A 1,928-nucleotide genomic window follows, 5' to 3' on the forward strand; every position below is an offset into this window, starting at 1 on the left:
TTGCGAGGCGCTCATGCGCCCCCAATGCAAACAAAACGCCGCCACGCAACGAATCACCAGGCCGAGCGCCCGGGGACTCAGGCCGGCCGGACGAAGAAACTGTTTGATTCCGGGGAGTCCTTCTTGCACAATCATGACCGAGACTCCTTCCGGTTGGTGATCACCCGGCCTCACGGCCCAACCGATCCGGCCGGGGGAGTCTCGTTTTTCTATCCCGGCCCACTCTCCTCAGCAAAAAGCGCAACTTCAAAACTCGCGCCACCGCCGTTCAATTGTTATTTCTTCTCCCGCGAGAATGCAGACCGCAGTGACCGATTCATACTTGTCGTAAAGTTCTTCAAACTTCTCGCGGGGGTCGTTGACATCCCCGAGCACGTAATCGAGCATAATGAGCCACTTCGTCTTCCCCGTGTTCGGCGGGCCGACAAGCAGATTAACACCGGTGGTAAATTCCAAACGATCTTCGGGGCCACCAGAAGGCAGTCGAAACAGTTCACGGACGACGAGTGTAGGGTTCGCCATTAGCCAATGACCTCGTCGAGATGAAGTGATGCAACCTCTGCATCGAAGGTCTGATAAATGAGGTCCTTGAGCGTCGATCCCGCTTTGTTCCCGAACACGACTTTCACCGCCTTCATCTGGGCGATCAAATCTGTAAAGTTCCCGCTTTGATCTAACGCCTTCGTGATCTGTTTTCCGGAATCGGTTAGCCGAAACACGAATTTTGCCCCCTCGCTTTCGACGGCAATCAGCCCCTTAGCTTCAAGGTAGGATAGCACGTGGTAGTACCGCTTATCCCACGGCCCATAATGGAACCGAACCATGGATGACTCAATCCCGTGCTTTGGGGATTCAACTTGCTTCCCGATTTTCTTACAAACCGCCTCAAAGAACTGAGGGTATCGAACGAAGAAGTCAAGCTTGGCGAGCTTTGTCAGACCATCGATTTTGTTGCCGATCCCGGCGTGCTTCAGCAGTAGTAAAAGCCGGGCGGCGTGGAACTCAAGCACATCATCCGCAAGTACGGGAAAACCTGCGGGTTCGAGAGCTAAACGAGAGGCCGACTTCATGATGTCGCCCTCCTGAATCGATGCGGGCATCGGTCGGTGATGTTGTACATGCAGCCGAGAAGGAACGACACATCGACGGCGTTGGCCAACCCGAGTTCGGCCGGGATACGTTGAATCTCCTCGACGCAAGTAGCGTGGAAGTTCACCCCGTCATCGTCCAGCTTGCCCGAATCAAGACGAGAGCGCAGCACGAGCAGCCTTGCCCCGATTTCACGGATGATTCGTTGCTGGTCTTCTTTGCCCACATACTGAGGGGACATTTGCTCTTGGCGAAAGTTCCGACGAAGTTCAGCGGCTTCGTTGATGTCAGTGTCGGCGATCTTTGCTGCCGCCAGCTTTTGTCGCAGGCGTTCGCCTGCAGGCGTAGTAGTCGGCTGTTCAATTTTGCGAGCTTCTTCCGCGAGCCACGCGAAGAGTTCGTCCCGCAGAAGTTTCTTCGGAAGCGGATCGACTCGTGGGTCGCACTTTGCCGATTCCTGAACTCTAAATAGCTCCCACGTCGAACGAAAGTGCGAGTTTGCCGAAAAGCGGGTCTTGGCCCTACGGTAGTCGTTACCACACGAACTTCCGCAGGACGCAAGCCCCCATGTGTTGTATCACTCTGACGCCGGCCGACCGCGCCGCCTTGCTTGATCGTTTCGCCACGGCCCCGGACCATGCCTCCCGGCAGCGGGCCGTCATCTTGTTACTGTTGCACGCCGGGGCCACATGGGCCGTCGTCACCGCCGGCCTTGGCTGCTCGTCGGCGACGGTGTCCCGATGGGCCGGACGGTATCGGGCGAACGGGATCAACGCCCTGGCCCTTCCTCCGCGACGGCCTCGTCGCCTGACGGCGTGGGCGGCCATCCTGGTCGGATG

Annotated in this window: 4 protein-coding genes; 1 reads left to right on the top strand and 3 read right to left on the bottom strand. The window is 57.3% G+C overall.

The window, feature by feature from the left end; translation table 11 throughout:
• Positions 1-246 precede the first annotated feature (246 nt).
• Genes BGIM_RS0136570 through BGIM_RS63900 form a run of 3 tightly spaced genes read right to left on the bottom strand, consistent with a single transcriptional unit; the run spans position 247 to position 1,330 of the window.
• The gene (locus tag BGIM_RS0136570) at positions 247-522 is read right to left on the bottom strand and encodes a hypothetical protein (protein ID WP_020474595.1); all 276 of its coding nucleotides are present in this window, start codon (positions 520-522) and stop codon (positions 247-249) included.
• Complete coding sequence (locus BGIM_RS54295; RefSeq protein WP_157369685.1) at positions 522-1,070, bottom strand: hypothetical protein; 549 nt, start codon at positions 1,068-1,070, stop codon at positions 522-524. The genes BGIM_RS0136570 and BGIM_RS54295 overlap by 1 nt, the downstream gene beginning before the upstream one ends.
• The gene (locus BGIM_RS63900) at positions 1,067-1,330 is read right to left on the bottom strand and encodes a hypothetical protein (protein WP_157369686.1); all 264 of its coding nucleotides are present in this window, start codon (positions 1,328-1,330) and stop codon (positions 1,067-1,069) included. Before BGIM_RS63900 ends, BGIM_RS54295 begins: the two co-directional genes overlap by 4 nt.
• Before the next feature lie 326 nt (positions 1,331-1,656).
• On the opposite strand from BGIM_RS63900, the gene BGIM_RS54300 reads away from it, so the two are divergent.
• A partial coding sequence (locus tag BGIM_RS54300; protein WP_020474598.1) for a helix-turn-helix domain-containing protein occupies positions 1,657-1,928 on the top strand: 272 nt, incomplete at its 3' end.

The sequence above is a fragment of the Zavarzinella formosa DSM 19928 genome, from assembly GCF_000255705.1.
GTDB classification, from domain to species: domain Bacteria; phylum Planctomycetota; class Planctomycetia; order Gemmatales; family Gemmataceae; genus Zavarzinella; species Zavarzinella formosa.

Bases quoted from the DNA above. Each gene is read 5' to 3' on its own strand.
- BGIM_RS54295 (WP_157369685.1), bottom strand. From the start codon at position 1,070: ATGAAGTCGGCCTCTCGTTTAGCTCTCGAACCCGCAGGTTTTCCCGTA.
- BGIM_RS63900 (WP_157369686.1), bottom strand. From the start codon at position 1,330: ATGTCCCCTCAGTATGTGGGCAAAGAAGACCAGCAACGAATCATCCGT.
- BGIM_RS0136570 (WP_020474595.1), bottom strand. From the start codon at position 522: ATGGCGAACCCTACACTCGTCGTCCGTGAACTGTTTCGACTGCCTTCT.